This is a genomic window from Microbacterium aquimaris (assembly GCF_039531285.1).
Classification (GTDB): Bacteria; Actinomycetota; Actinomycetes; order Actinomycetales; family Microbacteriaceae; genus Microbacterium; species Microbacterium aquimaris.
Genome location: NZ_BAAAPT010000001.1, coordinates 1,451,052 through 1,474,582 on the forward strand (window position 1 = coordinate 1,451,052; position 23,531 = coordinate 1,474,582).

Genomic DNA, 23,531 nt, shown 5'->3' on the forward strand with positions numbered 1-23,531 from the left:
GGCCACCGTATCGTCGCCGTCCCGGCAGGGTCACTCTCGAGCGTGGTGGCCCGGGCGCCGCGCATCGCGTCGCTTCGAACGACGGGAGATGTCATGACGGCGATCGATCGATCAGAAGCCGAGAGCCTCGCGACGGCGCGATTCGCGGTCGCCGCACACCGCGGTGCCTCGATCGAACGGCCCGAAAACACCCTCGCGGCGTTCGCCGCCGCCATCGCGCACGGCGCCGACGGCATCGAGCTGGACGTGGCGCTCAGCGCCGACGGCGTCCCGGTGGTGGTGCACGATGACACGGTCGATCGCACGACCGACGGGCACGGCCCGGTCGACGGTTTCACCGTCGCGCAGCTGGCAGCCCTGGATGCGGGTGCCGGTGAGGGTGTCCCGACCCTCGCCGAGGTGCTCGCGCTCGCCGAGGGGCGTGTCGAGGTGAACATCGAGATCAAGGCGCCCGTGGCGGTGCCGGCGGTGGTGGAGGTCGTCACGGGCTTCCCGGACCTCGCCTGGATCGTCTCGTCGTTCCACTGGCCGGCCCTGGTCGAGATGCGCGAGCGGGCACCGCAGTCCCGGCTGTATCCGCTGACCCTCGGGGTCGGTGACCCGGAGGTGATGCGTCGCCACGCGGTGGAGGCCGGGCATCCCGCCGACCGGGTGGAGGCCTGGTTCACTGTGCTCGTCGAGCAGCTCGGTAAGGCCGGTTTCGAGCCGGCGCTCGCGTTCGCCGAGCGCATCGGCGCCGAGGGCCTGTCGATCTGGGAGGACAGTCTGGGTGCCCCCGAGATCGACCGCATCCACGCGGCCGGTCTGCGCGCGTATGTCTGGACGGTCAACGACGTCGCCCGCGCCCGGGACCTGGCGGATGCCGGCGCCGACGCGATCTGCACCGACGACCCCGCGGGCGTGCTCTCGGTCCGGGGGTGACCACCATGGGCGCCCTCAGTCCGGCGCCCTCAGCCCGGCGCTTTCAGCCCGGCGCCCTCACCCCTGAAGTCGGGGCGCCGTGGATCCGCGCGCCACGAGATGGGGTGTGACGATCTCCTCCCGGTCGGAGGTGCGCCCGAGGGTGCGCTCGCGGATCAACTGGAACGCCCGCTCGCCCATGCGCTCCCACGGCTGGTCGACGGTGGTCAGTGCGGGGCTGACGAGTCGGCTGCTGGTGGTGTTGTCGTATCCGGCGATCGCGAGGTCGTCGGGCACGCGGAGACGCGCGCGTTCGGCGACGCCCATGAGCGCGATCGCGGTGATGTCGTTCGCGGCGATGTAGGCGGTGACGCCGCGGTCGCGTGTGAGCTGCGCAAGCTGTCGGGGGTCGGCGGTGAGGTCGTCGATGTGCAGCGCCCCGGTGGCGGTGTCGTTGAGGAAGCGCGAGGTCTGCTCGAGGAAGGCGGCGTGCCGCACGCGGGAGGAGGAGCGTTCCGATTCCGCGACGAACCCGATGCGGCGGTGGCCGGAGGCGACGAGGTGTTCCACCGTCTCGCGGATGCCGATGCGCATGTCGCCGCGGACGGTGTCGGTCCCGGGGGTGTGGTTGACCGTGGATCCGATGACCACGACGGGGCGGCGGCTGCCGGCGGCGGCGACGTCTTCGCCGGGGAGCCAGCTGCTGACGACCACGATCCCGGCCACCCCCAGGGTGTCGAACTCGCGCAGTTGCGCGCGCATCCGGTCGAGGTCCCGTGCGCCGTTGACCACGTGCACGGAGGCGCGGTCGGCCTCCTTCTCGATGCCGAGGACGACGTCGACGTGGAACGGATTGCGCAGGTCGGTCACCAGCACACCGATCATCTCGGTGCCGCCGAGCATGCGAAGCGCGTGCGGGGTGACGTGACGCCCGAGGGCTCGGGCCGCGTCCAGCACTCGCCGCCGTGCCTCCTCGCTCACGCCGGCCTCGCCGCGCAGCGCCAGCGACGCGAGGGACTTGGACACGCCCGCGCGCGCGGCGATGTCGGCGAGCCGCGGCGGGGAGGGGCGGCCCTCGGGGGTGGGGGGCACCGCTCCAGTCTTCCACCCGGAAGGTGGGGTGGAAGACCGCGGCCCCGCGGCCGTCCACGTTTTCCAGGCGCGGAGCGTCGAAGAGTTCACGCGCGCTTCGCCTCCGGACACGGGCTGGTCACCGTCCATGCCCCGACGGCGACCAGGTTCGGTGAACGTCGCCCCGGCCGCCCCGCCTGAGCGTCGAACCGACCCGAAGGAAATCCATGCCCCCCACACCCGCGCCGAACCCGGCGCTGTACCTGCGGCTGTCGGCCGAGGTCGCCCTCGCCGATGCCGCCGGCCTGGGTGCGGACGGCGTCTCGTGCGACCTGTCGATCCGCGACGAGCGCACCGTGCTCGCCGGCGACACCGTCCTGGAGGTGTTGCTGACGGATGCGGCGCGCCTCGGTCTGCGGGTCGAGCTGGTCGCCGGCGGCCTGACCGATCTCGGCGAGCAGTCGTCGCTGATCGCCGCCGCGGTGGCGACCCTCGTCTCGGCGCGCCTGGTCACCGGGGATGTGTTGCTCACCTCGCTCGACCATGCGTCGGTCGTCGCGATCGGCGGAAACGCCGTGGGGCTCCGCTTGGGGCTGCGCCATCTCGCGGCGCTGCACGAGGGCCCGCGGTACGCCGCCCAGGTGGGGGCGGTATCGCTGCATCCGATGGCCGGCGTCGTGACGGGCCCGTCGACGGCCGCCGCGTCCGAAGCGGGGGTCGGGGTGCACGCCTGGACCTTCGCCGCCCCGTGGTGGCCGGTTTCCGAGCGCGACCAGGTCGTCCGCGCCCTCGCCGCCGGTGTGGATGCGGTCACCGTGAGCGACCCGGGCCTGCTTCGGCTCCGCGGGACCGCGGGTCAGACCGCGGAGGTGCGCGCATGATCCGGGGTCTGATGGCGCACCGTGGGGCCAGCAAAGCGGCGCCGGAGAACACGCGCGCGGCGTTCGAGCTGGCCGTCGCGCAGGGTGCCCGCACGATCGAACTCGACGTCCACCTGACCGCCGACGAGCGGCTGGTGGTGATCCACGACGCGACGATCGACCGCACCTCCGACGGCACCGGCGCGGTGTCGGAGATGACCCTCGCCGACCTGCGCCGGTTCCGCTTCGACCGCACCCACCCGGGTGCGTTCGCGGCGGAGGCGGTCGGCATCCTCGAATTCGCCGAGGCGGTCGCGTTCATGGTCGAGCACGACCTCGACCTGAACGTGGAGACCAAGTCGTTCGGCGCCGATGCGGCGCGGGTGAACGACCTGGTCGCGGCCTCGATCCGAGACGCCGGCTGGATGCCGCGCACCCTCGTCTCTTCGATCAATCACGGCGCCGTCGCCGCGTTCGCCGCCGACCACCCCGACGCGTTCACCGCGATCGCCTTCGTCGAACGCTTCGTCGACGTCGTCGACTATGCGCGTCGCTGCGGCGCGCGCGTGCTGCACCCCCACCATCGCCTCGTCGATGAGGCGTTCGTTGTGCGGGCACACGCGGCGGGGCTGCGGGTGAACGCCTGGACCGTCGACGACGAGCACGAGGCCGCGCGCATCCTCGCCCTCGGTGTCGACGGGCTGATGACCAACCGTCCCGATATGCCTGTGGAGGCCACCTCATGAGCCGTGTCGACCTGCAGTCCGTCGTGAAGACGTTCGGAGAGCGCACCGTCATCGAACCGATCGACCTGACCGTCGACGAGGGCAGCTTCACGGTGCTCGTGGGCCCGTCCGGCTGCGGCAAGTCGACGACGCTGCGGATGATCGCCGGGCTCGAGCAGCCCACCGGCGGCCGGATCGGCATCGGCGGCCGCGACGTGACGTCTCTGCCGCCCGGTGAGCGCGGGGTCGCGATGGTGTTCCAGAACTACGCCATCTATCCGACGATGAACGTCGAGCGGAACATCGAGTACGGGCTGAAGAACACCGGCGTCGCGAAGGCGGAACGGCGGGAACTGGTCGAGGAGATCGCCGAGACGGTCGGGCTGACCGATCACCTGCGCAAGTCGCCCGATCAGCTCTCCGGTGGCGAGCGGCAGCGCGTCGCACTGGCGCGGGCCATGGTGCGAAAGCCCGCCGTCTTCCTCATGGACGAGCCCCTGTCGAACCTCGACGCCCGGCTGCGTCAGCACATGCGCGCCGAACTGGTCGACCTGCACGCCCGCCTGGGTGCGACGTTCATCTACGTCACGCACGACCAGGTCGAGGCGATGAGCATGGGCAGTCGCATCGTGCTGATGGACCAGGGCCGCATCATGCAGGACGCCTCCCCGCTCGAGCTGTACACCCGCCCGGCCAACACCTTCGCCGCGCGGTTCATCGGCAGCCCCCCGATGAACGTGATCGCCGCCGACCAGCTCGGCCCCGCGGCCGCTCCCGACGCCCACTTCGCCGGGTTCCGTCCCGAGCACGCCCGCGTCGCGCCGTGGGGCGAGGCCACCGCGCCCGGCTGGCTGCGGCTGGCGGGCACGTCGGTGGCCAGCGAATACCTCGGGGCCGAGACGGTCGACCGGGTGCGGTTGGACTCGGGGGAGCCGGTGTCGGTCCGCGGCTTCGACGGCCACCGTCCGCTGGCCCGCGGTCCGGTCGCGGTGCACGTCCCCGACGCGCGGCTGCACTGGTTCGACGCGTCACAGGCCCGTATCGGCGCCGCGCAGGACGGCACCTCCGGGGCCGTCGCCGCGAGCCCGGCCCCGGTGGGGATTCCGGCGTGAGTTCCCGACGCACGCGGGTGCCGCACCGCGCTCTTCCGTACCTGCTGGTCGCGCCGGTGGTCCTCCTGCTGGCGGTGTTCTACCTGTACCCGCTCGGGTACAACCTGGTGCTGTCGTTCTTCGACTGGAACATGCGCGGCCCGATGACCTTCGTCGGCTTCGGCAACTTCGTGGAGATGTTCACCGACCCCGATTTCGGCCGCATCCTCGGCAACACGATCCTCTACATGGTGATGGATGTGACCCTCACCCTGGCGGTGGGTTTCGCCCTCGCGCTGTACCTGCGGCGTCTGTCGTGGGTGAACCGCTTCCTCGAATCGGTCGTGTTCGTGCCGACGGTGATCTCACTGGTGTCGGTCTCGTTGGTGTTCGTGTGGCTCATGCGCGCCGATGACGGCCTGCTCAACTGGGCGCTGTCGCTGTTCGGTGTGGATGCGGTGGGCTGGTTGACCGATCCGTCGGTGGCCTTGGTGTCGGTGGCTTTGGTGTCGGTGTGGAAGTCGGCGGGGCTGAACGCGCTGATCATCCTCGCCGCCATGCGCGCGATCCCGCCGTATCTCGACGAGGCGGCGGCGCTCGACCGCGCGAGCCGGTGGTCGCGGTTCACGCGGATCACGGTGCCGATGATCTCGCCGACGTTGTTCTTCTTGGTGCTGATCAACATCATCGCGTCGTTCCAGGCTTTCGACAGCATCAATGTGATGACCCAGGGCGGTCCACAGGGTGCGACGAACACGCTGATCTTCAGCATCTATCGCGAGGGCTTCAACTATTACCGGGTCGGCTACGCCGCGGCCATGGCGACCGTGCTGATGGTCATCGTGGGGGCGATCACGGCCGTGTACTTCCGTGTTCTGCAGCGAAAGGTGCACTACCGATGACCGCCGTGGTCCGTGAACCGCTTGTCCTCACTCCCGCCCGTCCCACCGGGGCGACCGCCGCGGTCCCGCGTGTGGCGGTGCGCGCGCTCGCCGTCGTCGGGCGGGTGCTCGGCGGGGCCGTGGTGTTGCTGATCTTCCTGGGGCCGTTCCTGTGGATGCTGTCGACGTCGTTCCAGACGGCCGCGGAGGCGTCGTCGCTGCCTCCGACGCTGTGGCCGGCGCAGTTCTCGTTCGACAACTTCGTCGAGGCGTTCCGTCGGGTGGACTTCACCCACTTCGCGGTGAACTCGGTGATCGTCACCGGGGCCACGGTGATCGGGCAGATCGTGTTGATCGTCCCGGCCGCGTACGCCTTCGCCCGGCACGAGTTCCCGGGTCGGGCGACCCTGTTCGGGATCGTGCTGGCGACGATGCTGATCCCCGGTCAGCTGATCTTCCTGCCGGTGTTCGTGATGTACGCCGAAGCGGGGCTGTTGAACACGCACGCGTCGTTGGTGCTGCCGTTCCTGGCCAGTGGGTTCGGGTTGTTCATGCTGCGTCAGCGCTTCATGCAGGTGCCCGATGCGATCCTCGAGGCGGCTCGCCTGGACAACGCCGGTGAGTTGCGCATCCTGTGGACGATCATGCTGCCGATGGCGCGGCCGACGATCGCGACGGTCGCGCTGCTGACCTTCGTGGGCACGTGGAACAACTACTTCTTCCCGCTGGTGTGGACCACCACCGAGGCGGTGCGCACGCTGCCGCTGGCGGTGGACCGTCTGGTGCGGGTGGACGAGTTCGCGCCGAACATCGCGATGGCCGGCAACGTGCTGCTGATCATCCCGGCGATCGTGGTCTTCTTCCTGACCCGCCGCCACATCATGAACGCCTTCACCTACACCGGCGTGAAGTGACCCCCCTGTCCTGTCCTGTCCTGTCCTGTCCTGTCCTGTCCTGTCCTGTCCTGTCCTGTCCCCTTCTCCACCCTGTGCCCGACTATCGAAAGGTCCCTCTGACATGACCATCCGCACCACGCGCGCTCTCCGCGTGCTCAGTCCCGTCGCGTTCGTCGCCGCCGCGGGCGTCGCCCTCACCGGATGCGCCGGCAGCGCTTCGGCCGATCCCGCCACCTACGTCTACGAGCCCGGCGAAGAGGTCGTCGAGCTGGAGTTCTGGAGTGCTGCGGTGGAGGACGTCAACGCCGAGATGGCGGAGATGTTCAACGAAACCCGCGGCGAAGAGCTCGGTATCCGCGTGAACGTCACCTACCAGGGCGACTACTTCGAGACGGAGCAGAAGGTGTACGCCGCGCAGCTGGCCGACACGATGCCGAACGTCTTCGTCGACGAGGTCGGCATGACCAAGGGCTTCCAGGAGGGCGGGGTCGCTCTGAACCTGACCCCCTACCTCGAGGCGAACGGCATCGACGACGAGGACTTCCAGATCGGTGCGACCGGCAACCTGTACATCGACGGCGACATGTACGCCCTCCCCTACATGCGCAGCGTGCCGGTGATGTACGTCAACGGCGCCCTGCTGGAGGACTACGGCTTCGACGCCGAGGGCCCCGAGACACTCGCCGAGATGGACGAGATCCTCCGCACGATCAGTGCCGACACCGGTGAGCCGGCGATGGTGCTGCCGAACTACGACCTGTGGGTGCTCGAAGCACTCATGTACAGCTACGGCGACGCCGCGGTGTTGTCGGAGGACTTCGACAGTTCGAACCTCGATGACCCGGGCGCGGTCGCGACCGCCGCATGGCTCGGCGACCTCATCGACGCCGGTGCGGTGCGCCACACCGGTCCGACCGAGCTGCAGGAGTTCATCGCCTCGGTGACGGCCCCCACCACCGCGGTGACCCTCACGAGCTCCGGCGCCATCCAGACCCTGCAGGGGATGGCCGGCGAGGCCGGCATCGACCTCACTGTGGCGCTGTTCCCGGCGGGTGAGGACGACAACCGGGGTGTCTCGGTGGGTGGTTCGAACCTGTACGTGGCCGACACCGGCACCGACGAGGAGAAGGCGGCGGCGTTCGAATTCGCCCGCTGGGCGACCGACACCGAGCAGGCGGCGTACACCTCGGCTGCGACCGGGTATGTCGCGGTGCGTGAGTCGTCGCAGGACACCGAGCTGCTGCAGGAGACGTTCGCGGCGAACCCGGCGTACGAGGTGGCGACCGAGCAGCTCTCCTACGGTCGCACCCGACCCATGGGGGCGTCCTACACCGAGATCCAGCAGCTGATCATCGAGCGTCTCGCCGCACTGTGGGCCGACGGCGGCGACCCCGAGCAGGCGATGGCCGACCTGTCGGCCGAGGTCGACGAGATCCTCAACCGCTGACGTTCGTCCGACAAGGCCCGCGGTGCACAGCGCACCGCGGGCCTTGCCGTGTCTCGGCACGACTCGTTCCTCCCCCGGGGCGAGGCAATCAGCACGAGGGCCGGGTCGCACCGGTTCGGGCGCCGGGCTGGGGTCGGGCGGGGCCGGGTCGGGTGCCCGCGCCGGGTGGGTGCCGCGCCGGGTGGGTGCCGCGCCGGATGGGCGTAGCCGGGCGACATCCGCCCCCGCACCCAGGGGGAGGCGGCGCGCTCCGCACACGAGAGACGGCACCGACCCGAAGGCCGATGCCGTCTCGTGCGGTCGGGCGTGGGACTCAGTCCGCGTGGCGGACCCGGCGCACGCGCACCGCCAGGGCCAGGCCCGCGGTGATCAGCGCCCCCGCGAGGACCAGACCGATCGTCCAGACCGTGCCGCCGGTTGTGGCCAGCGCGGCGGCGGTCGTGACCTCGATCTCGGCCGAGGCGAGCTCGTCGTCGCCCGCGAAGACCCGCACGGTGTGTGTGCCCGTCTCGGTCGAGGCGGGGATCGTCACGGTGGCCTCGAACGCCCCCGTCGCATCCGCCGTGACCGTCGCGAGAACCCGCGGAGTCGAGTGAAGTTCGATGCGGAGCTCTGCCCCCGGCTCGAAACCGCCGCCCGCCAGGGAGAGCGTGCCGCCCGCGGCGACCATGCCGGAGGAGAGGGTCAGCGTCGCCGCCGTCTCGCCCGAGCCCCCGTCGCCGGAACCGCCGTCGCCCGGGCCCCCGTCGCCGGAGCCGCCGTCACTCGCGCCGGCGGGGATCTCGACGCCTGCTTCGGTGACCCACTTGGTGCCGTCGGCGTACTTCGTGATGGTGAACTCGTCGAACACCTCCCCCACCTCGGCGTCGACGGTGGAGCCGTCCTGCTTGACGGCGACGATCGCGCGGTAGTGGATGGCCTGCTCGGTCACCTCGATCACCTGGTAGCCCTGGGTGTTGCCGGCGCGGGTCACCTGACGGGCGCCGTTCTGGGTCCAGATGTTGTCGTCGGGATCGCTCAGCGTGTACATCTTCGGTCCCGACACCGACACCGCGTAGACCGGGCCGGTCTGCACGCCGTCGAGGTCGGTCTCGTTCTCGATGAGATGGCCGCGCCCGTAGCTGTGGTCGTGTCCGGTCAGCACCAGGTCGACGTCGTGCTCTTCGAGGATCGGCAGCCACGCGTTGCGCACGAGGGCGTTGTCTCGACCTTCGGAGGTCGAGAAGACGGGCTGGTGGAAGGTGACGATCGACCACGGGTGCGGATTCTCGTCGAGCACGTCGCCGAGCCATTCGCCCTGCATGCGCAGGAAGATCTCGATCGCCGATTCGCACCGTTCGAGCTCGCACGCCGGGACCTCATCCGGAATGAACTCGGTCACGCCCGACCCCGGGTTGTCATCGAGCGAGATGATCCGCACCCCCTGGTGGTCGATGGAGAACGTCGACTCGGCGAGGTGCTCGGCGATCTCCTCTTCGAACGCCCGCGTGTAGGCGTCTTCCGCGGTGGCGACCGGGCCGTTGAGGGGCTGGGTGACGTGCTCGTGGTACTGCGTCAGGGGCTGGTCGCCGGAGTACTCGTGATTGCCGGGGGTGGTGATCGTCGGGATCGTCGCCGTGAACGGCTCTTGCGTCCGGAACCATTCGGCCCACTGCACGTCGCGGTCGGAGTTGTTGATCATGTCACCCGGGTGCAACGCGAAGGCTGCGTCGGGCACGTCGGCGAACGCCATCTGGGCGACCGGGGTGAACCCTTCGGTGAGGTCGTTCTGGGCGTCACCGAACCCGATGAAGGTGAAATCGCCCGACTCGGCTGCGGTGGTGAAGGAGAACCAGTCGCTCACGTGCTCGCCGGTACCCACGCGGTACTCGTAGGTCGTTGCGGGGGAGAGGTCGTCCACGACCGCCGAGTGCGAGCGCGAGGAGTATTCCCAGGACGGGAAGCCGACCGGCTCGCCCGTCGTGGCGGGGACGCTCCGGGTGTCGCCGCCGATCTCCCGCACCTCGACCGAGCCGGCATCGATCGCCGCATCGGTGCGCCAGGTGACGCCCATCGACGTCGCCGGGGTTTCGGTGAGGCTGAGCAGGATGCGGCTGGGCGCCTCGGTCGGGATCGCCCAGGTCGTGTCGGGTGCTTCGCCCGGCTCCTCGGGCACGACCGGTTCGACGAGGCTGCCGTCGCGTCCGGCGCTGACGGCGCCGACCTCGAGGCGGGCGAACTCGCCGGCCGCGGTGAAGTCCATGCTCTCGAGGTACATCGTGGCCTGCCCGCTCGCCGTGGCGGAGAACTCGGAATCGGCGCTCAGCACGACCTCCAAGTGGGCTGCCGCGGTTCCTCCGGTGACCGTTTCCACCGGGGTGACCGTTGCGGTGACGGTCGTGGTCGCCGAACCTGTGAGGTTTCCCTCCAAGCCGGGTGCTTGCGCGAAGATCTCCTCACCGAACAGCGCGGCGACGGCGGCATCCATGTCGGTGATCTCGGTGTCGACCGTCACCACGGCCGGGGAGCCGTCACCGGGGAAGGTGACGGTCTCGCCGAGCACGCGCAGGTTCTGCAGGTCGAGCGAGGTGCCGGTGCCCGCCTCGAAGGAGCGCGGGGCGGTTGCGGTCGCGGTGATCGCGTCGAGGGTGACGATGTCATCGAGTCCGAAGACCGCGCCGGCGATGTCGTCTTCGGCGACGACCGCGGCGCCGATGGCGAGGTCGTCGCCGCTGACCGTTGCGGTCGCCCCGGTGTCGTCGAGGACGTGGGAGACCTGCATGCGGGTGAAGCTCAGACCCTCACGGGGTTCGTCTTCCTCGACGAAGACGCCGTTCTCGCCGGGGTCGGTGTCGGGGGTGCCGAATTCTGCCCAGGCGATGCGGTCGTCGCCACCGATGTCGGTGTTCTCGAGCTCGGCGTTGAACAGCTCGGCGAACGCTCCGCCGGTGATCTCACCGGATGCGGGAACCTCGACGTGCTGCACGTCGACGGCGGTGGAGACGGTCTGCAGGAGCGCGGCCGGTGCGGCGTCGGCGTCGAGCACGTAGGCGCCGAGATCGGCGACCAGCAACGTTCCGTCGATGCTCGCGTCGATGGTGCCGATCACGCTGTCGATGTCGACGTCCCAGTGGATCTCGACGGTCAGGCGGAGCGCGGCGCCGGCGCCGTCGACCACGGCGGGTCGTTCGGCGGTGACGGTCACCTCGCCGGCGAGGAGTGCGTCGGTGACGTAGCCGGCGTATGCGACGCCGTCTTCGGCGCCGACGAGCGACCCGAGCACGAGGGCCGGGTCGGTCTGCTCGAACGCGGCGACGCGCGTCGTCTGCGGCATCTCGGCCATGAGGTCGACGGGGTCGCCGAGCAACTCGATGTCATCGAGCGTCAGCACGGGTGCGCCGGCGGTGGTCACGTCGGCGGAGGCCAGCCCGATGCTCGCGGCCTGGTCGATGCCGGTGATGTCCGTCAGGCCCTCGAGGAGGTCGTCGAGGTGCACGGTGACGTCGGTGACGGACGATTCGGCGCGCAGACTCGTGGGAGTCGCGGTGGTGCGAGCCGTGGCGTCGCCGGCTGCGAGTGCGCCCGAGGTGGCCGACCAGGTCGGACGGGCTTCGCAGTCGGCGAGGTCGTCGTCGCAGAGCTCGCCGGGCACGGCGCCGGCGGGGGTCAGGCGTTCGAGGGTGGCCGTTTGCTCGTCGGGGGCGAGGATCGGGGTTCCGGTGCCGGGGAGGGCATGCCGCCCGTATGCGCCGATCCGTTCGTCCAGTTCGGGGGAGAGCAGCTGGGCGACTTGCCCGGTGGTGGTCCCGGTGGCGTGCAACGCCGATTGGGTGGCGACGAGGGGCAGTGCGCTCACCGCCCCGGTGGGTGCGGCGCTGGCCGCGGTCGTCCCGGCGATGGCGCCGGTGATCCCCAGTGCGGTGGCGACGCTCAGCGCCACCCCGCGTCTCATCCACGTGCTTTCGACACCCACGTCGTCTCCCTGTTGTGATGATCCCGGCGTGATCGGCGCGACTCGCTCGATCGGTCCGGCTCGACCGACGCTAGGGGCGTTGTGTGAACGCGCGGGAAGGGGAGGTGAACGATATCGCGAACACCGGCGACCGGGTGCCTGTGCGGTGTCTGCCGAGCATCCCGAAACGTCATCGACGTCGACGGGCAACGCCGTCGGCACGCCGAGGAGGCACGATAGGACGATGCCCCCGTCGCCGCGCGATCGCCCCGCCACGGAGCGGATCGTGGTGCCGCCGCGCCCGCCGCTGCCGACCCGCCCGCCACAGTCGCCGAACACGCCAGCTGCCGACGCCGCGGCGGGTCCGCCGACTCCGACGCCGCGGCCGCACGTGCGCCGTGTCGCCGGGCGGGTCCTCGCCGGCTACCTGTTCACTCTCACCCTCATCGCGTTCTGGCCCTCCCCCGTCGACAGCGGCGCCGGGCCGCTGATCAACGTGATCACCCGCATCATTCCGGTGCTCACCTACGCCCGGATCGAGTTCGGCGCGAACATCCTGCTGTTCGTGCCGCTGGGGGTGCTGTTGACCCTCATCCTGCGCGATCGTGCGCTGGTGCTGCCGATCGCGATCGTCCTCACCCTCGGGATCGAGAGCGTGCAGGGGGTGCTGCTGGATCGCCGCACCCCGAGCGAGCTGGACATCATCGCGAACACCGCCGGCGCCTGCATCGGCCTGCTCGGTGTGGCGGTGTGGCGGTGGTGGCGCCGCAGGGGCCGGCCGGTGGGCGACTCCGGCGACGCCGCGACCTGAGTATCGCTCCGGCGTGTTGCTACGCGGGCGGGCGCCGGGCTTCGATGAGGTGGCGGGTGGAGTGTGCGATGAACGGACCGTCGGTCTGGATGCGGTCGTGGAGGTCTCGCAGTCGTTCGCGTGAGGTTTCGACGGAGAATCCGGGGACCCACCAGATCACTTTCCGCAGCAGGTAGACGACGGCGGCGACGTCGTGGATCTCGATGCGGAGGCGCGCGGTTCGCATGTCGACGATCTCGAGGCCGGCAGCCTCGGCGGCGGCTGCTTCGTCATCAGGGTGGCGTGCTCGCCGCGCGTCGGGTTGGGGGCCGAGGAAGAACTCGATCAGCTCGAATGCGCTCGCCGGGCCGACATGCTGGGCGAAGTAGGTGCCGCCGGGTCGGAGCACACGGGTGATCTCGTCCCACCAGATCGTGGCGGGGTGCCTGCTGGTGACCAGGTCGAATGCTTCGTCGGCGAACGGCAGGGGAGGTTCGTCCGGGTCGGCCACGACGACGATGCCGCGCGGGTGCAGCAACCGGGTGGCCTTCGCGACGTTCGGAGGCCAGGATTCGGTCGCGACCGCCGTCGCGGGGAAGGTGGCGGCTTCGGCGAGGACCTCGCCGCCGCCGGTCTGCACGTCGAGCGAGGCCGAGGCTCGGGAGAGTCGATCGGCGAGTTGCCGGGCGTAGCCCCAGGGCGGCCGCTGTTCGCTCGCGCGGCCGTCGAGCCAAGAGAAGTCCCATCCCGACACGTCGGCGCAGGCTCCGGTCTCCAGCAGCGCCTCGAATGTCTCGGTCATGCGGCCAGTCTCCCAGTTCGTCGAGTCGGGGGCGCGCGGCGCACACGTGCTCCTCCGACGAACCCGCGGGGTGGTCAGAAGGGCGCACGCGCGCGTTCGTGCGCTTCGGGCGCGCCGCCCGGTGGCAGGTCGGGGGTGAACATCACGCGGGGCGGTGGGCCGTCGGTGTATTCCAGCCCGGAGGGTGCGGTGAACTGCAACCTCCCGCCGGGGTGTTGGATCACGGTCCATCCGGCGGCGTGTTTCAGGGTGTGATGCCTCTTGCAGAACGCCCCGAGGTTCTCGATGTCGGTTTTGCCGCCGAGGGCGTAGTCCTCCCGGTGATCCCATTCGCAGTCCCGGGCGGGTCTCCGGCATCCGGGGAATCGGCACCGCACATCCCGCGCCATCAAATACCGTTTCTGCGCCGCGGACGCGTGCCGCCGATCCACCGCGAGAACGGCCCCGCCGATCGGGTCGAGGAACACTCGGTCGAACCCGGGGGCGTTTCCGGCGAGGATCTTCGCCGTCTCCGGATCGACCGCGCACTTGCCGTCGAGTTCCGCACCCCCGGTCGTCGTTCCCGCGAGCGTCGTGGCCGGCACGGTCACCTGCACATGCGCCCGAATCGCACCCAACCCACCCTCAACCACACCGCCGGTGGTGTCGACGGAGGGGGTGGAGGTGAGCATCATGTCGAAGAGGAGGTCGGTGCGGATCTGATCCAGGCTCCGCTGGTCGAACCACAGATCCGACCCGGCGCCGACGCTGCCGGGATCGTCGCCCGCCGCGTTCATGCCGAAGCTTGCGCCCGCGTCGGTCGGTGCCTCCAGGCTGTCCTGGCCGTCCCGCCGGCTGACCTCGTGCGCCACCTCGCCACGCTCGCCGGCCGGCAGACCTCCTCCGTCACCGTCACCGCCACCGCCACCGCCACCGCCACCGGACGGCAGTCCCGTGCCCTCCCGCTGGGCGTCGCGTTCCGCGGCGTCGCGTTCCGCGGCGTCGCGTCGCGCGGCCCGGTCGGCGTGCTTGATGGCCTTCCCCTGTCGGGTCAACCGGTCGTACACCCCATGGATCTCGACGGCGGGGCCGATCGCGCCGAGCATCGACATGCCATCGCGCAGGTCTTCGACCCACACCCGCCGCTGCAGCACGGCCACATCGTGGCGTTCCTGCATGCTCTTCGGGTTGTGCTTTTCGGCGGCCTGCTCCGCGAAGGGTCGGAGCCGCGAGGCTGAGGTGGTTTCGGCGTAGGCGAGTGCTTCGTGTTCGTATGCGGCGCGGGTGTCGGTGTCGGTGAGGTCGAGACCGTTGTCGACGATCACACCGACGTGCGCGCGCGATACCCGCCCGTCGCGCCATGCCTGCCAGGTGGCGGCGAAGTCGTTGACGGTGCGGTGCGCGTCGAACAGGTGGGTCTGCATCGTGCGGTCGCTGACGCGTTTGGCGACGGCGAGTTCGGCCGCCATCGCCCGCAACGGCATCTCCCGCTCGCGGGTGGTCGCGTCACGCAGGCGGGCGGTCTGCTGTTGGGTGAGGTCGAACGCTTCGGCGTAGAGCCGCGCCCGCTCGGCCTGGATACGAGCCTCGGCGGCGTCGAACTCGGCGATCGCGGCGACCAGCTCGCGCGTGCGAGCCGCGTCTGCTTCCCGCTGTCGCTCGTTCTCCATCGCCGCCCCCGTGATCTCCGACTACTCCAAGAGTAGAGAAGGGGTGCGACATTTGTCCCCTTATCAGGGGAATCTGGGGAAAGAAAAGTAGTACACAGGTTCGATGCGGAGAAGTGGCGACCTCGTCCCGTGATCGCGTCTCCACCCGGCCCACGTCGAGACCCTACGCGGCCGGATCGAAGAACCGCAGGCCGGGGAACCGGGCGAATCCGCGGTCGCGAGTGGCAAGATGTGCGCCATTGCTGAGGCAGAGCGCCGCGATGTGGGCGTCGGGCACGAGGTTGCCCCGCACGCCACTGTCGTCGCGAGCTATCTGTCCGAGATGCTGCCAGGGTTCGGCGCCCTGGTGCAGCCAGCTCGCGCGCGGCCGGGCGGCGATCGCGTCGATGAACTCGAGTGCCGCCAGGGTCGGTGTCGGTTCGGCGAAGATGCGCGGGTGGGTGGCGATGCGCACGAAGCCGGTGGCGATCGTGTCGGAGATGCCGAGCCGGCCGTCGCGCAGGGTGGTTCGCAGCCAGGTGGCGTAGGTCTCGTGTCCGGCCGTATCGGTGCGGAACGCGTGGATCAGGATGTTGACGTCGGGAACGACGAGCGTCATGCGCCCGCGTCCAGTGCGTCCCACACGGCATCGGTGTCGTCGAGGTCGACCAGGGTGCCGGGAGTTCGGGGCGAGTATGTCGGCAACGGGCCGGTCGTGCCATGTGAGGGTTCGCGCGCGAGGTGCTCGCGCAGGGCTTCCTCGAGGAAACTCGTGAAGCTGCGCCCTTCGGCAGACGCGCGTTCCTTCGCCGCCCGTGCGAGAGCATCGGAAAGGTTCAGCGTCGTCCTCATGCAGATAACCATACGTGACGATGGCAGATATCTGCACAGGTCCTGATCGCCACGCCATCTGCGCGCGGAGTGGGGGTCAGTGCCCCGCCGATGCGCGGTGAGGAGGAGTTGGTGACGCCTCTGCGCGTCGCCTGTCCCGTCAACTTGTCTGGGATGAGTTGGCCCACCCCGCACGCGCGTCACCGCCGCTGTCGCACCCTCCCCGCCGAAGAGTCACAAGAAACCCAGATCGTGCCGTAAAAACCGTCGGCCGAGAATTCCGCACCCAGAAAATACGCACTTGTCTCTACAGGGGATACATGTTCCCCGACAGGATGGGTACATCCACCGGGCGAGGTCGCCGGGTGGTCAGGGCCAGAAGCCCGATCCACCGCTCATCGAAGAGACAGGTTTGCAAGATGTTGTCGCTGCCTCAGCTCGACCGTGATTCCACGGCCCCGATCTGGTTTCAGATCATGCGGGTGCTGGAGTCGCGGGTCGCCGACGGCACGTGGGTTCCCGGTGACAAGCTGCCGAGCGAGAACGAGCTGTGCACGCACTTCTCGGCTTCTCGCACGTCGGTGCGTGAGGCACTGTCTCGCCTGGAGATCGCGGGCATCATCTCGCGTCAACAGGGCAAAGGCGCATTCGTCGAGCAGACCGAGGGCCCGTCGGCGTGGACCCTCCCATCGGCGCCGAGCCTGCTGGGGGAGTACAGCCAGGATGGCCGCAGCGCCCTGACCTCGCAGATCCTGCGGGGCGGCGTCGAACCGCTGCCCTCTTGGGCGGCGGCGGCCCTCGGCCGTGATTCGGCCGACGGGTACGGTTTCGTACTCGAGCGGGTGCGTGCCGTCGGTTCCCGCACGGCGGTGCACGTCATCAACTACATGCCCCGCCGTTTCGCCGGCGTCCTACCCGACCTGCGCGACCCGCAGGCGAGTCTGTACGGCACGATCACCCGGGTCGCCGGGGTGCGCATCTCCCGGATGCATCGCACCATCGAGGCCGCGACCGCCGACCGTACCCTCGCGACCCTCCTGGAGGTCGAAGCCGGCCACCCGATCGTGGTTGTCGAAGCGGTCGCCTACGGTCCCGACGGCGAGCCGATCGACTTCTCCCGGGCCTCGGTGCGCACCGACCGGCTGCGGGTGAGCGTCGACACCGGCTTCGAGGCCGACGGCATCTCGTCGGAGCGTGCCTCCGGGCGTTATCCCACCGGCCGCCGCACGTCGGACGACCCCGACCGCGTCAGACCGGCGACCGCCCCCGCCTGACTCCGCCCTCTCTCCACCCCCGATACCCCCCGATAGCCCCCACCCCGGACAACCCCCACCTGAACCATCCCGGCCCCCGGCCCCGCGAACCCGAGTCGCCCCCACCTCGGCCCGTCGCGTCCTCGCCGACCCCGAAAACCGCCCCGAATACCTCAAACCGACCCCCGTTCCACCCCTCGACCTCGGAGATCTTCATGACCGACCCCCGCATTCTCGTGATCGGTGACAGCTACATGTCGGCCGACGTCTTCACCTCGGCGTTCACCGCACGGGGTCTGAAGGCGGATGCCGCGACCCTCACCCTTGCCGACGCCACCTGGCCGACCGGCGCGATCCGTGAGTTCGAGGGCGACCCGGCCGAGGTCGCCAAGCTCGCCGCCGGGTACGATGTGGTCGCCTTCCACGCCGCTCCGGTGACGGCGGAGGTGATCGAGGCGCTCCCCGAACTGAAGTTGCTCGGATGCGCGCGCGGCGGCCCGGTGAACGTCGATGTGGCGGCGGCGAAGGCGCGCAACGTGCGGGTGACGACGACGCCGGGGAAGAACGCCGAGGCGGTCGCCGACCTGACGATCGGCTTCCTCATCTCTCTGGTGCGCAACGTGCCGGCGTCCCTTCGGGATGTTGATGACCGTGTCGCCCAGGGCCTGCCGCTGGCGGAGTCGACCTTCGAAGGGGCGCGCTGGTTCGGCCGCGAGATCGCCGGCACACGCCTGGGCCTGATCGGCTACGGCAACGTCGCCCGTCTCGTCGCCGCCCGGGCCCACGCCCTCGGTGCCACCGTCATCGCGTACGACCCGTTCGTCGACCCGTCCACCGTCACCGACACCACGATCGTCTCCGAACTCGACGCGCTGCTCGCCGGTAGCGACGTCGTCAGCGTCCACGCGCGTGCCACGGCCGAGAACCGCCACATGATCGGTGCGGCGCAGATCGCGACGATGCCGGCCGGGTCGTTCCTCATCAACACCGCTCGCGAGTCTCTCGTCGACGAGCAGGCGATGCTGGATGCGCTCACACGCGGACACCTGTCGGGTGTCGCGCTCGATGTGAACGAACCGGACGGCCCGTGGCGCGAGCTGGTTGCGCAGCCGAATGTCATCCTCACCCCGCACCTGGCGGGGGCCACCCACGAGACCCTCGCGCGCGGCGCCGATATGCTCGCCGCCGAGATCCAGGCGTTCCGCGACGGGGCCGACCTGCGGTGGGAACGATGAGCACCTCCCCGGTCTTCCTCGCCATCGACGCCGGTACCGGCTCGGCGCGGGCGCTCGCCTTCGACATTGAGGGGCGCCTGGTCGCCCACGGTGCCCGCGAGTGGACGCACGCGCCGGTGCCCGGCCACCCGGGCGGCACGGTGTTCGACACCGACGGCGGGTGGACGGCGATCGCCGGTGCCGTCTCCGACGTGGTCGCGCAGCTGAACGGCCGCGAGGTGGCGGCGGTGGCTGCATCGAGCATGCGCGAGGGCTTCGTGCTCTACGACGCCGACGGCCGCGAGCTGTGGGCGTGCCCGAACACCGACGGCCGTGCCCGCGCCGAAGCCGACGACCTCGTGCGCGAGGGCCTGGCGGCCGAGATCTACGCGACGGCGGGGGATTGGGTGTCGATCACGGCCCCGTCGCGTCTGCGTTGGATCGCCCGGCACGAGCCCGACCTGCTCGCCCGTGCTCGGCACCTGGGCATGCTGAGCGACTGGGTGACCACGCGGCTGACGGGCCGGTTCGTGACCGAGCCGACGTGCGGGTCGAGCTCGGCCCTGTTCGACCTGAAGGCCCGCACGTGGTCGGCGCACCTGGCCGAGGCGGTCGGCATCGACCGGGCGATCCTCCCCGAGGTCGTCGAGCCGGGTCAGACCGTCGGGGTCGTCACGATCGAGGCCGCCGCCGCGACGGGGCTCGCCCCGGGCACCCCGGTGGTCACCGGCGGCGCCGACACGCAGCTCGCTCTGCACGGCATCGCCGCCCGCCCGGGCACCCCGACGATCGTCGCGGGCACGTTCTGGCAGACCACGGCGGTCACCGACGCGCCCCTCGTCGACCCGGAACGGCGCCTGCGGACCCTGTGTCACGTCGACCCGAACGCGTGGATGGTCGAGGGCATCGGATTCTTGTCGGGTCTGGCGATGCGGTGGTTCCGCGACGCGATGTGCCCGGATGCGGCGGTCGCCGCCACCGAGGGTGGCACGTCGGCGTTCGCCGTCATGGAGGAGTGGGCGAGCATCGCCCCGGCGGGCGCGAACGGTGTGGTCGCGACGCTCGCGAACGTGATGCAGGCGGATGCGTGGCATCAGGCCGTGCCGTCGTTCCTCGGGTTCGACATCAACAACCCGGCCGCCAGCTCCCGGGGCGCGTTCATCCGGGCCATCGAGGAGTCCGCCGCGATCGTCGCCGCGGCCCACCTCGACATCCTCACCGAGCTCACCGGCGGTGGCGCGACCGCGAACGGTGCCGTGACCTTCACCGGTGGATCGAGCGCCGGCACCCTGTGGCCGCGCATCATCGCCGGCGTCACCGGGCTTGACACCGCCGTCACCCCGGCGCCGGAGGCGACCTCCTACGGCGCCGCGCGCCTGGCCGCGCAGGGTGTCGGGGCGTCGCTGCCGCCGATGGGCGAGCCCGACCGCATCGTGCACCCCGACCCGACCGAGCGCGCCGCGTATCCCGCGATCGTCGAGCGCTGGCACCGCGTCTACCGTGACGTGCTGTCGATCTCGGGCGGCGATCTCGACCCCCTGTTCACCCCGCCGGGTGCCGCGCGCGAGCCGATGCAGGCCCGCCGCATCCCCGCACCCCACGCCTGACCCCCCAAGCCCCACCCCCGAAGGAGACCCCCATGGCAGATCTCGACGGCAACGCGTCCGCGAAGCAGTTCCACCCCGACACCCCGGCCACCCCGTTCGGGCACAACATCCGCGGTGCGAGCAACCTCGACTGGGGCATGCAGAACCGCCTTGCCCGCATCCTCAACCCGGCCACCGGTCGCACGGTGATGCTCGCGTTCGACCACGGCTATTTCCAGGGCCCCACGTCGGGTCTCGAACGCATCGACCTGAACATCGCCCCGCTGGCCGAAGAGGCAGACGCGCTCATGTGCACCCGCGGTTCGCTGCGCACGTCGATCTCCCCGGCGACCCAGTCGGGTCTTGTGCTCCGCGCCTCGGGCGGCCCGTCGGTGTTGAAGGAACTGTCGGATGAGTACACCGCCATGGCGATGCACGATGCGGTCCGCATCAACGCCGACGCGGTCGCGGTGCAGGTGTTCGTCGGTGGCGAGAACGAGAGCCGCAGCATCCGCAACCTGACCACCTTGGTCGACGCCGGGTACGACGCGGGCATTCCGGTGCTCGGTGTCACGGCGGTGGGTAAGGAGCTCACCCGCGACGCCCGATACCTGGGGCTGGCGACCCGCATCATCGCCGAGCTCGGCGCGCAGCTGGTGAAGACCTACTACTGCGACGAGGGCTTCGAAGACGTCGTGGCCGGCTGCCCCGTGCCGGTGATCATGGCCGGTGGCAAGAAGCTTCCCGAGCGGGATGCCCTCACCATGGCCAGCAACGCCGTGCGTGCGGGGGCGGCCGGTGTCGACATGGGTCGCAACATCTTCCAGAGCGCCGCTCCCGCGGCGATGATGCGGGCCGTACGCGCGGTCGTGCACGACGACGTCGACCCGGCTGACGCGTACGAGCTGTTCCGTGAGGCGAGCGCCGAGAAGGTGCTCGGATGAGTGCGGATGTGCTGCGCCCCGCCGAGGCCGAACTCCGTTTCGGCGACTGGGGCCCCGCCTACCTGCAGCGAAGCGACGACGCCGCCTTCGGCACCGTCGTGCTGCGCCCCGGTGACGCGTTCGACAACCACCTGCACGAGAAGCACACCGAGTCGTTCGTCGTGGTCGAAGGCAAAGCCGAGATCTGGCTCGACCGCACCACCCGCGTGGTCGTCTCGGCCGGAGAAGTGCTGCGCGCCGAGCCGGGGGAGGAGCACTTCGTCCGAAACCCGTTCGACGAGACCTTCCGTGCCGTGTTCGTGAAAACCCCCTGGGTCGACGGCGACAAGGTCGACCGCCCCTGGACCCCCGACGCTTCCCCCGAAGCACCCGAGAACTGAAATCCCCCACCCGAAAGGAAACACCATGAGTGTGCAACGACGCTCCTCAATCCGCATGATCCGCCCCACAGCCGCGTTCGCCTCGGTCGCCGCCGTCGGTCTCGTGCTCGCCGGATGCTCCGGTGACAGCGGCTCCGGCTCGTCCGATGGTGGTGACCAGACCCTGCAGGTGCTGATCGCCGCTCCGCAGGAGGGCGCCGGCAACATCCTCGAGGAAGAGTTCGAGGCCGCCACCGGTGTCGGTGTCGAGGTCGAGGTCGTGCCCTACGACCAGATCCAGACCAAGGCGGTCCTCGACGCGCAGTCGGGCACCAACAACTACGACGTCATCCAGTACTGGTACACCTCGGTCGGGGCGCTCGCCGAGGCCGGCGCGCTCGCCGATATCACCGAGTGGGTCGAGTCCGACGACGAGATCGACGCGGGCGATTTCATCGGCGCGATCTTCGAGCCCTACACGCAGTACGAGGGCGCCACGTACGGTCTGCCGATCGACGGTGACACGCACGTGTTGTTCTACAACACCGAGATCTTCGAACGGAACGGTGTCGAGGTTCCCACGACGTGGGACGAATACGTCGAGGTCGCCAAGACCATCACCGAGGCCGAGAGCGGCGACGGGGTGTACGGGTCGGCGATCCTGGGCGCGAAGAACGCGTTCAACATCGGTTCGACGTTCTTCAACCGGCTCGCGACGATGTCGCCCGACCCGATCGACCCGCAGATGCCGCAGCTGAACACCGAGTATGCGGTGGATGCGGCGCAGGCGATGCTCGACGCGTCTCCATACGCCCTTCCCACGCCGCTGGAGATCGGGTTCGAGCAGGCGCTGCCGCAGTTCCTGTCGGGCACGGTGGGCATGATCGAGTTCTGGACCGACCTGGGCGTGTTCGCACAGGATCCGGAGCAGTCGCAGATCGTCGACGGCTGGGGCGTCGCGCCGCTTCCGACCGGTCCCGAGGGGTCGGTGTCGGGTGCGCTCAACGCCGGTTGGGCGATGGGTATCAGCCCGAACGCGAGCGATGAGGACCTGGCGAAGCAGTTCGTCGCGTTCGCGTCGTCGAAGGAGATGAACGAGCAGCTCATCACCACGACCGGTTCGGGTGTCGACCCGATCCGCACCTCCACCCTCGACAGTGAGGCCTACAAGGAGTTCGCGCCCGAGGTGTCGGCTGTCGCCGCCGAGGTGCTGCCGAACGCCCAGTCGTGGCCGACCTCGCCCGAGGCGCCCGAGATGATCCAGTCGCTCAACGACAACCTGGCGCTCATGCTGCAGGGCAGCCTGACCGCGCAGGAGGCGATGGATCAGACCTGGGAGACCTGGCAGTCGCTCGCCGACTGACCGGGACGAATCCGACCTCGTCGAGGAGAACATCATGACCAAGACAGCCGCTGTGCTCACCGCCGCCCCCGGGCGTGAGAAGCGTCGTACTCGACGGACGGGCCGCGCCCTGCTGGCCCCGGCCGTCATCGCGATCCTGATCGTGGCGATCTACCCCCTCGCCTACATCGTCGCGGCGGCCTTCTCAGAGTCGAGCCTGGGTCAGCCGTTCACCGACTGGGTCGGATTCGACAACTTCACGACCGTGCCGGGGGACGGGGTCACCCTCCCGTCCCTCGGCCGGTCGCTGATCTTCGCGATCCCCTCCGCCCTCCTTGCCCTCGTCGCGGGGCTGGTGGTGGCGTTGTCGCTCGATGCCGCCGTCAAAGGCGGCCGCATCATCCGCGTGCTGCTGTTGCTGCCGCTGATGACCCCGCCGGTGATGGCCGGCGTGATCTGGAAGCTCATGCTCGCCCCCACCGGCGGGCTGCTGAACAACGTGGTGCAGATGGCCTCGCCCGGGGCCGATCCGATCGCGTTCCTCGGGTCGAGCCCGATGGCGATGATCTCGCTGATCGTGGTCGATGCATGGCAGTGGACGCCGTTCTGCGTGCTGCTGGTCTTCGCGGCGCTGCAGACGCTGCCGGGCGAGGTTTACGAGGCCTCGCAGGTCGACGGAGCGGGGGTGTGGCAGACGTTCTGGCGCATCACGTTCCCGCTCGTGCTCCCGAGCCTGGTGACCGTGCTGCTGCTGAAGCTCGTGGTGTCGTTCAAGGTGTTCGACCTGGTCTTCATCATGACCGGCGGCGGGCCCGGGTTCGATACCACCGTCAGCAGTTACGAGATCTATCGCACGGCGTTGCAGACCTTCGACGTGGGGGCCGCCGCCGCGCAGACCATCGCGTTCCTCGTGCTCGTCACCCTCGTCATCGTGCCGCTCAACGCCGTGCGGCAGCGCCTCCACCGGGAAGGTTGATCCC

Annotated in this window: 21 protein-coding genes; 15 read left to right on the forward strand and 6 right to left on the reverse strand. The window is 70.0% G+C overall.

Features of this window, described 5'->3' with window-relative positions; genetic code table 11:
* Positions 1-93 precede the first annotated feature (93 nt).
* Positions 94-921, forward strand: a complete 828-nt coding sequence (locus ABD204_RS06720; protein WP_194423872.1) for a glycerophosphodiester phosphodiesterase — start codon at positions 94-96, stop codon at positions 919-921.
* Between the two features lie 57 nt (positions 922-978).
* On the opposite strand, the gene ABD204_RS06725 is transcribed toward ABD204_RS06720, so the two are convergent.
* Entirely contained in the window at positions 979-1,992 is a 1,014-nt protein-coding gene (locus tag ABD204_RS06725) for a LacI family DNA-binding transcriptional regulator (RefSeq protein WP_194423873.1), read from the reverse strand.
* 206 nt (positions 1,993-2,198) lie between these two features.
* Here ABD204_RS06725 and ABD204_RS06730 point away from each other — a divergent pair, with 206 nt between their 5' ends.
* From ABD204_RS06730 to ABD204_RS06755, 6 genes are all read left to right on the forward strand, one after another.
* Complete coding sequence (locus ABD204_RS06730) at positions 2,199-2,852, forward strand: glycerophosphodiester phosphodiesterase (RefSeq protein WP_194423874.1); 654 nt, start codon at positions 2,199-2,201, stop codon at positions 2,850-2,852.
* The gene (locus tag ABD204_RS06735; RefSeq protein WP_194423875.1) at positions 2,849-3,577 is read left to right on the forward strand and encodes a glycerophosphodiester phosphodiesterase; all 729 of its coding nucleotides are present in this window, start codon (positions 2,849-2,851) and stop codon (positions 3,575-3,577) included. Before ABD204_RS06730 ends, ABD204_RS06735 begins: the two co-directional genes overlap by 4 nt.
* On the forward strand, positions 3,574-4,668 hold the full coding sequence (locus ABD204_RS06740) for an ABC transporter ATP-binding protein (RefSeq protein ID WP_194423876.1): 1,095 nt from the start codon (positions 3,574-3,576) through the stop codon (positions 4,666-4,668). Before ABD204_RS06735 ends, ABD204_RS06740 begins: the two co-directional genes overlap by 4 nt.
* Entirely contained in the window at positions 4,665-5,549 is an 885-nt protein-coding gene (locus ABD204_RS06745; protein ID WP_194423877.1) for a carbohydrate ABC transporter permease, read from the forward strand. Before ABD204_RS06740 ends, ABD204_RS06745 begins: the two co-directional genes overlap by 4 nt.
* Positions 5,546-6,442 carry a carbohydrate ABC transporter permease gene (locus tag ABD204_RS06750; RefSeq protein WP_194423878.1) on the forward strand — a complete coding sequence of 299 codons (897 nt, stop codon included), beginning with the start codon at positions 5,546-5,548 and terminating at the stop codon, positions 6,440-6,442. Before ABD204_RS06745 ends, ABD204_RS06750 begins: the two co-directional genes overlap by 4 nt.
* A gap of 103 nt (positions 6,443-6,545) precedes the next feature.
* Positions 6,546-7,871, forward strand: a complete 1,326-nt coding sequence (locus ABD204_RS06755; RefSeq protein ID WP_194423879.1) for an extracellular solute-binding protein — start codon at positions 6,546-6,548, stop codon at positions 7,869-7,871.
* A 313-nt stretch (positions 7,872-8,184) separates the two neighbouring features.
* On the opposite strand, the gene ABD204_RS06760 is transcribed toward ABD204_RS06755, so the two are convergent.
* Positions 8,185-11,790, reverse strand: coding sequence for a purple acid phosphatase family protein (locus tag ABD204_RS06760; RefSeq protein ID WP_194423880.1), 3,606 nt, complete (start codon positions 11,788-11,790; stop codon positions 8,185-8,187).
* A gap of 256 nt (positions 11,791-12,046) precedes the next feature.
* On the opposite strand from ABD204_RS06760, the gene ABD204_RS06765 reads away from it, so the two are divergent.
* Positions 12,047-12,613, forward strand: a complete 567-nt coding sequence (locus tag ABD204_RS06765) for a VanZ family protein (RefSeq protein ID WP_206697150.1) — start codon at positions 12,047-12,049, stop codon at positions 12,611-12,613.
* Between the two features lie 19 nt (positions 12,614-12,632).
* Here ABD204_RS06765 and ABD204_RS06770 read toward each other — a convergent pair whose 3' ends face one another.
* From ABD204_RS06770 to ABD204_RS06785, 4 genes are all read right to left on the reverse strand, one after another.
* The gene (locus ABD204_RS06770; protein WP_194423881.1) at positions 12,633-13,394 is read right to left on the reverse strand and encodes a class I SAM-dependent methyltransferase; all 762 of its coding nucleotides are present in this window, start codon (positions 13,392-13,394) and stop codon (positions 12,633-12,635) included.
* Positions 13,395-13,468: 74 nt separating this feature from the next.
* Complete coding sequence (locus ABD204_RS06775; RefSeq protein WP_194423882.1) at positions 13,469-15,043, reverse strand: HNH endonuclease signature motif containing protein; 1,575 nt, start codon at positions 15,041-15,043, stop codon at positions 13,469-13,471.
* 163 nt (positions 15,044-15,206) lie between these two features.
* Positions 15,207-15,641 carry a TA system VapC family ribonuclease toxin gene (locus tag ABD204_RS06780; RefSeq protein WP_194423883.1) on the reverse strand — a complete coding sequence of 145 codons (435 nt, stop codon included), beginning with the start codon at positions 15,639-15,641 and terminating at the stop codon, positions 15,207-15,209.
* Complete coding sequence (locus ABD204_RS06785; RefSeq protein ID WP_194423884.1) at positions 15,638-15,874, reverse strand: ribbon-helix-helix domain-containing protein; 237 nt, start codon at positions 15,872-15,874, stop codon at positions 15,638-15,640. The genes ABD204_RS06780 and ABD204_RS06785 overlap by 4 nt, the downstream gene beginning before the upstream one ends.
* Positions 15,875-16,272: 398 nt before the next feature.
* Here ABD204_RS06785 and ABD204_RS06790 point away from each other — a divergent pair, with 398 nt between their 5' ends.
* From ABD204_RS06790 to ABD204_RS06820, 7 genes are all read left to right on the forward strand, one after another.
* The gene (locus tag ABD204_RS06790) at positions 16,273-17,127 is read left to right on the forward strand and encodes a GntR family transcriptional regulator (protein ID WP_194423885.1); all 855 of its coding nucleotides are present in this window, start codon (positions 16,273-16,275) and stop codon (positions 17,125-17,127) included.
* Between the two features lie 194 nt (positions 17,128-17,321).
* Positions 17,322-18,341 carry an NAD(P)-dependent oxidoreductase gene (locus ABD204_RS06795; protein WP_194423886.1) on the forward strand — a complete coding sequence of 340 codons (1,020 nt, stop codon included), beginning with the start codon at positions 17,322-17,324 and terminating at the stop codon, positions 18,339-18,341.
* A complete protein-coding gene (locus ABD204_RS06800) occupies positions 18,338-19,927 on the forward strand; it encodes an FGGY family carbohydrate kinase (protein WP_194423887.1) in 1,590 nt (529 codons plus the stop codon). The genes ABD204_RS06795 and ABD204_RS06800 overlap by 4 nt, the downstream gene beginning before the upstream one ends.
* 32 nt (positions 19,928-19,959) lie before the next feature.
* Positions 19,960-20,850, forward strand: a complete 891-nt coding sequence (lsrF, locus tag ABD204_RS06805) for a 3-hydroxy-5-phosphonooxypentane-2,4-dione thiolase (RefSeq protein WP_194423888.1) — start codon at positions 19,960-19,962, stop codon at positions 20,848-20,850.
* Entirely contained in the window at positions 20,847-21,230 is a 384-nt protein-coding gene (locus ABD204_RS06810; protein ID WP_194423889.1) for a cupin domain-containing protein, read from the forward strand. The genes lsrF and ABD204_RS06810 overlap by 4 nt, the downstream gene beginning before the upstream one ends.
* 55 nt (positions 21,231-21,285) lie before the next feature.
* Positions 21,286-22,572 (forward strand): ABC transporter substrate-binding protein, encoded by a 1,287-nt coding sequence (locus ABD204_RS06815; protein WP_194423890.1) that lies wholly within the window; start codon positions 21,286-21,288, stop codon positions 22,570-22,572.
* 34 nt (positions 22,573-22,606) lie between these two features.
* Positions 22,607-23,527, forward strand: a complete 921-nt coding sequence (locus ABD204_RS06820; RefSeq protein WP_194423891.1) for a carbohydrate ABC transporter permease — start codon at positions 22,607-22,609, stop codon at positions 23,525-23,527.
* Positions 23,528-23,531 lie beyond the last annotated feature (4 nt).